7 protein-coding genes are annotated in these 5,148 nt (G+C 55.5%); 1 reads left to right on the top strand and 6 read right to left on the bottom strand.

The genetic code is table 11. The features are described 5' to 3' along the window. The 5 genes from QZ766_RS00455 to dsbB all read right to left on the bottom strand — a co-directional run. A partial coding sequence (locus QZ766_RS00455) for a GGDEF domain-containing protein (protein ID WP_297196136.1) occupies positions 1-1,422 on the bottom strand: 1,422 nt, incomplete at its 3' end. Between the two features lie 22 nt (positions 1,423-1,444). Next, the gene (locus tag QZ766_RS00460) at positions 1,445-2,269 is read right to left on the bottom strand and encodes a CPBP family intramembrane glutamic endopeptidase (RefSeq protein WP_297196146.1); all 825 of its coding nucleotides are present in this window, start codon (positions 2,267-2,269) and stop codon (positions 1,445-1,447) included. A gap of 188 nt (positions 2,270-2,457) precedes the next feature. Beyond that, positions 2,458-2,646, bottom strand: coding sequence for a cold-shock protein (locus QZ766_RS23030; protein ID WP_366509355.1), 189 nt, complete (start codon positions 2,644-2,646; stop codon positions 2,458-2,460). Between the two features lie 10 nt (positions 2,647-2,656). After that, positions 2,657-2,869 (bottom strand): cold shock protein CspG, encoded by a 213-nt coding sequence (cspG, locus tag QZ766_RS00465; RefSeq protein WP_297196139.1) that lies wholly within the window; start codon positions 2,867-2,869, stop codon positions 2,657-2,659. A gap of 289 nt (positions 2,870-3,158) precedes the next feature. Beyond that, entirely contained in the window at positions 3,159-3,689 is a 531-nt protein-coding gene (gene dsbB / locus QZ766_RS00470) for a disulfide bond formation protein DsbB (RefSeq protein WP_297196141.1), read from the bottom strand. 331 nt (positions 3,690-4,020) lie between these two features. Here dsbB and fadR point away from each other — a divergent pair, with 331 nt between their 5' ends. After that, the gene (gene fadR / locus QZ766_RS00475) at positions 4,021-4,725 is read left to right on the top strand and encodes a fatty acid metabolism transcriptional regulator FadR (RefSeq protein WP_297196142.1); all 705 of its coding nucleotides are present in this window, start codon (positions 4,021-4,023) and stop codon (positions 4,723-4,725) included. Here the strand turns inward: fadR and QZ766_RS00480 are convergent. Beyond that, on the bottom strand, positions 4,722-5,148 hold a 427-nt coding region (locus QZ766_RS00480), incomplete at its 5' end, for a LysR substrate-binding domain-containing protein (RefSeq protein ID WP_297196144.1). The two genes, fadR and QZ766_RS00480, sit on opposite strands and share 4 nt — an antisense overlap.

Genomic DNA, 5,148 nt, shown 5'->3' on the forward strand with positions numbered 1-5,148 from the left:
CTCACCGGCGTTAAACTCGCTGTCGGCAATGCGCTCGGCAACCCGCCGGGCAATGTTTTTTGCCTCTTCCAGCGGCGTCTGGCGCAGCAAAATTACGAATTCATCGCCGCCGCTGCGGATCACCAGATCCTTCTCCGCCCGCACGTTCAGCATCATCTGGCGGGCAACGATCTGCAGCGCCCTGTCGCCGGTGTTGTGGCCCCAGGTATCGTTAATGGCCTTAAACTTGTTGCAGTCCAGTAAAATCACCACCGAATACTCCCCGGGGCGGTTGCGGACGAAATCCATGATTTTTCGCGTAAAGCAGCCGGTTAGCGGATCGGTATAAATTTTGATGTCGTGGGCGTTTAGCCGCCGGCGCAGCAGCAGGGTTATCAGCAAAAACAGCAGCGGCGACAGCAAAATCCCGCTCAGCGCCGCCGGATCGCGAAATGCCATCTGGTAAACGGGCAGCGCGTAGCGGAATTGATAGCGGTGGGAAAGATGGCGCGTGCGCGGCGGATCTATCCAGTCGCAGCTGTGGGTAAGGCACAGGGTTTCATTGGTGATACGGTTATAAATAGCGAGCATCAGCCCCGGCGGCAGCGCGCCGCCAAAGGCGTTTTTTAACGACTGCTGCAGCTCCCCGGCGGAGTGGTCATACAGAAGGTAGCCGACGATTTTGTTGGAAACCGCTTCATGAGACAGATCGTAAATGTAGCTGACAATGCTGTAGCCCCTTTCGCCGGTGATTTTATCATCGTAAAAGTTGGTGGCGCTGTTGGCTTTTATGCCGATGTCTTTTTGCAGCACCCTGTCGTAAAAGGAGGCCGGCGGCGCGAAAAATGCTGCGGGATTTTTGGCCATCGTCGAGTTAGTAAAGCTGAACCGGGTCGAGTCTCCCGAAATGAACCAGTAAAACCAGCCGGCATCCCGGGCGATAATATAGCGGTGCACGTTGATGTCACCGGGATTCAGGGCATTCGTTTTCTGCCTGATAAATTCCCCCGCCGCGTACATGCAGCGGCCCTCGGCAGAGGCCGAGCGGGCTATCAGGGTACCGGCAGCAGGATTAAGGTTTGATTTATCACCGTTGATTGCCCAAATGCCGTCACCAAACTGGACGTAGTCGTTCGGATCGCCGCAGTGCCCGCTGGCGAGCAGCTGCTGATAACGCACGCCGACGGCGTCGGCGATAAGCTCGTTATCGTTGAAGGCAATAATCAGTTGGGTGTTGAGCGTGCTCATTCCGTCGCTCACCTTGCCCAGCCGATTTTGATGGAGAAAAAAGATCCACAGGCTCAGGCACAACAGCGTGATTGCCGCTGAAAACAGCAGCGCCTGGCGCTTTCTTACGTCGTCCTGCAAATTCCTCACCGCGCCACCGCTACAAATAGTCTGAATATTCAATCCAATGTAGCGGATCCCGGCAGCTTTCGCCACGCAACCCCCGCGGCTTTGAACCCTAGCCGTGGGTCGCGCGCAGCATCGGGTAGGTAAACAGCAGCAGGTGGCAGAGGTTTAGCGCCACGTGAAAAAGAACAGCAACCCACAGCCTGCGGCTCCACATCCACGCCAGGCCGTAAATGATCCCCGCCAGCGCGGCAAACGCCACCAGTAGCGGTCCACCTGCGGCGTGGGCAAAACCGAACAGTACTGCGGTAATGAGCAGCGCCGGTATCGCTGATAGCTGCTGCGTAAGGCGCTGCTGGATCCAGCCGCGAAACAGCGCCTCTTCCGCCAGCGACACGAACAGCACGTTGGCAAATACAAACTCCGGCAGCCAGTGCGGAAAGTGCGGCTCGATCTTGAGACCGCCGGCAAGCGTTGCCGCCAGCAGCAGGCCCGGCACGCTCAGGCCCAGCACCAGCCAGCGCCAGCGCGGCACCGCGTGTTTTTTTCCATCGCTAAACAGCGTGCCGAGGATCATGAAGGCGACGAACGGCACCAGCGCCTTATCGGCGTTGTAGTACATCGTAAATGGCACGCTCTGCGGCCCGGCCTGCACGCCGTCGAGAACCCTGATGTTGTGAAACCCCGGCAGCTGGTGCATCGTAAGCGCGATTGCCGCCGCCAGCAGCATCAGCTCAAGTACAACCCTTAGTGCTTTATGCCCTGCGGCCTTGTGCCAGGCGACAGCCAGCATAATAATCCCGCCGAGAGCTGCCAGGGCGCGCCAGTCCAGCACGCCCTGGGCCGCCCCGAGAGCGATTGCGACAATTGCCGGAATTCCCGCCGCGCGCCGGTTAATCGGCAGCAGCACCAGTGATAATGCCAAAATAAACCACATCATTATTCCCTTGCGGAGTTAAGAATTGGCTACGTTATTTATCATTTTGGGCTGAAAGTCTCAACAATTGGCCGCCATGGGCACGGCGAAACGCGATGGCAGGAATAGGGAATGTCTGACGCGCAGATATAAAAAAACCGCCTTTCGGCGGTTAAATAATGTCGGCATATCACTGCCGGCATACAGAATTAATTAGAGTAGCGTATTGCGGCATGTTCAATGTGAACAGCAGAACGGATATTATCAAACGGTACCATCACCGATTTACAAAAAATACACTTGGCGCCAAATGGATTCTGTTCAGTGATGTCAAAATGCGATACCCGATATTGTGACCCGTGGCAGCACGGGCATCGGAAATGGATTGCTTCTTTAATTATCGTGTCCTCAGAGCGCGACAACGTTTACTGCTGAGGGGCCTTTGGCACCATTCTCAACGGCAAACTCAACTTTCTGATTTTCGTTCAGCGTGCGAAAATCATCGCTCTGGATAGCGGAAAAATGTACGAATACATCTTTGCTGCCATCGTCCGGCGTAATGAAACCAAAACCTTTATCGGCGTTAAACCACTTCACCAGTCCGGTCATTTTATTCGTCATCTTTTATTACCTTATATTTTAATTTCGCCCGCAGGCGTTCATGGTCTGAAATGATATCAGAGTGTAGAGAGAACTGAAGATGAGACATCAAAGGAGGGACTTATGATGTGAACAACTAAAGAAAACTGCTTCGGATATCGAGCTTGTTCAAACCGACAACTCATTAACGCACGTTAAACATTGGGTAGCAAGGTTTATCGTGGGAGATTTGTCAGCGCCGCTGACAATGGGGAAATAGTTGCGGAAATAATCGGTGAAAAGCCTCCGGTCTAACCGGAGGCTTCCGTCATTAGCGGCTAAAAAGATCGCGGCGTTTCGGCTTCAGCGGCTGTGCAATCAGCACCAGGATAGCAATAATCAGATAGGCGGCAAAAATCCCCACCAGCCACTGGGGCATTTCCAGACCGAGAAACTCCCACTGGCGCACCGAGCAGTCGCCGCTGGCAACAAACATCTGCGGCAGCCATTTATCCAGCGGCAGCCACGACGGAAAGCGGGCGGCAAAATCACAGGTCATGAACGGTGAAGGATGCAGCTGGATCATAGTGTGTTCCCACGCCAGCTGTACGCCGCGCCAGGCGCTGTAGATCCAGATAAGGATGGCCGCATAGCGCAGCGGTGTTTTAGGTGCAACGGCGCCCACTATGCCGGCCCCCATAATGCCCAGCAGCGCGCAGCGCTCGTAAATACACATCACGCAGGGTTTCAGCAGCATCACGTGCTGAAACCACAACGCGACAAGCTCCAGCGCAAAAGCAGTCAGCGCCATGAGCAGCCAGGCACCCCGGCCGCGGGAGCATTGATTCAAGTATCGCAACATAATTATTTCCCTAAATATGCTAAATCAGTGCAGTGTAAACCAAAACATTCTCTCAGCCACCTGATAATCGGTAACAGTATTCTTTCCGGACATTTACGCCGCTTCCATTACGCGAGCTTACGTCATTTCATAACCCGGCGTGCCGACACCTTGGCGCCCTTGCCGCCGGATTTTCTCCTGCCGGAGATACACGTGATGTAAACCAGCAGCACAAATGAATAAAAATGAAACCGCGATCCCCTTTTAATTCACTTGCGCCGCTATCTGGCCCCCGGAGCCTCTGGTATGATGAGTCCCAAAATTTGCAACGCTGTGTAATGGAAATCTTATTATGGTCATCAAGGCGCAGAGCCCGGCGGGTTTCGCAGAAGAGTACATCATCGAAAGTATCTGGAATAACCGCTTCCCTCCTGGCTCTATCCTCCCGGCAGAACGTGAGCTTTCCGAACTGATTGGCGTTACCCGCACCACCCTGCGCGAAGTGCTGCAGCGCCTGGCCCGCGACGGCTGGCTGACGATTCAGCACGGCAAGCCCACCAAAGTAAACAACTTTTGGGAAACGTCAGGACTCAATATTCTTGAAACGCTGGCGCGCCTCGATCACGATCGCGTGCCGCAGTTACTCGATAATCTGCTTTCCGTTCGCACTAACATTGCCACCATTTTTATCCGCACGGCGTTCCGCCAGCATCCGGAGCAGGCGCTGGAAGTCCTCGCCACGGCGAAAGAGGTAGAGGATCACGGTGACGCGTTTGCCGAGCTGGATTACAACATTTTTCGCGGGCTGGCATTCGCCTCCGGCAACCCGATTTATGGCCTGATCCTTAACGGCATGAAGGGGCTCTATACGCGCATTGGCCGCCACTACTTTGCCAATCCCGAAGCGCGCAGCCTGGCGCTGGGCTTCTATCACAAGCTGGCTAAGATTTGCGAAGAAGGCCAGCACGATGCGGTGTATGAAGCGGTGCGCAGCTACGGCCACGACAGCGGCCTCATCTGGCACAAAATGCAGAAAACCATGCCGGAAAGCCGCTAGATTTTCTGCCGCATCCGCTCTTCGCCGCCCGGCGAAGAGCTATTCTGCTTCTCCTGACACAATAAATCCCCGTACAGCGCCCTTAGCTCACCGCCCGGACGAAACGCGCGGCGGATCCACTGCGTCACCTGCCCCACCGCGGCGTGGCGGCTCACCAGCAGCATCCGTGAATCCTGACGCGGATTCTGCACCTGACGTACCACCAGCTCCCCGGCGGCAACCGCCTCACGCGCCATCGGCTCCGGGAGAAAACCGATACCGGTGCCCTGCGCCTGGCAGCGGCACTTGGTGATGAAATCCGGTACCACAATCGCCTCCTGCCCGCGCAGCAGCCAGCCGACCCTTTTATTCAGGGTGCTGGCGGTATCCTCCACCATGATGTTTGGGTAAAGGCGCATCTGGCTTTCGGATATTGGCAGATCG

It is taken from the genome of uncultured Pluralibacter sp., assembly GCF_913775985.1.
Lineage (GTDB): Bacteria > Pseudomonadota > Gammaproteobacteria > Enterobacterales > Enterobacteriaceae > Pluralibacter.

Bases quoted from the DNA above. Each gene is read 5' to 3' on its own strand.
- QZ766_RS00460 (WP_297196146.1), bottom strand. From the start codon at position 2,269: ATGTGGTTTATTTTGGCATTATCACTGGTGCTGCTGCCGATTAACCGG.
- cspG (WP_297196139.1), bottom strand. From the start codon at position 2,869: ATGACGAATAAAATGACCGGACTGGTGAAGTGGTTTAACGCCGATAAA.
- dsbB (WP_297196141.1), bottom strand. From the start codon at position 3,689: ATGTTGCGATACTTGAATCAATGCTCCCGCGGCCGGGGTGCCTGGCTG.
- fadR (WP_297196142.1), top strand. From the start codon at position 4,021: ATGGTCATCAAGGCGCAGAGCCCGGCGGGTTTCGCAGAAGAGTACATC.